The organism is Acinetobacter sp. AB03 (genome assembly GCF_058107045.1).
Genome location: NZ_JBUEBA010000022.1, coordinates 1 through 326 on the forward strand (window position 1 = coordinate 1; position 326 = coordinate 326).

The 326-nt window shown below is 39.0% G+C and carries 1 protein-coding gene and 1 pseudogene; both read right to left on the bottom strand.

What is annotated here, in order from left to right; genetic code table 11:
* A partial coding sequence (locus ACY3FQ_RS16990; RefSeq protein ID WP_459562887.1) for a transposase occupies positions 1-168 on the bottom strand: 168 nt, incomplete at its 3' end.
* A 47-nt stretch (positions 169-215) separates the two neighbouring features.
* Positions 216-326, bottom strand: a pseudogene (locus ACY3FQ_RS16995) (IS5/IS1182 family transposase); the annotation flags it as partial.

Consider the following 326-nt stretch of genomic DNA (forward strand, 5'->3'; position numbering starts at 1 on the left):
TTTATCTAAATATTTTTGATACCAAACACGTAGTGTTTCAGGAGTACAGCCAATCTTAGGAGCTATTGCTGTGATTGCAGCCCAATTCGATGGATAATCTTTTTCGGATTCAATCAATAATTGAACCGCTCTTTCTCTGATTTCAGGGGTATATTTTAATTTTGTCATCGCGATAGTCTCTCAGAATATTGACTCTCCGACAAACCCGGTACGGTTCAGACTGCTACACGTGCATGGATTTCATTCACTTGGCTATCAAAACTCCTGGCGCTGAGTTTATCTCCTAATAATTTGATGCAATGCATCTTAGTTTCAACCAAACTTCG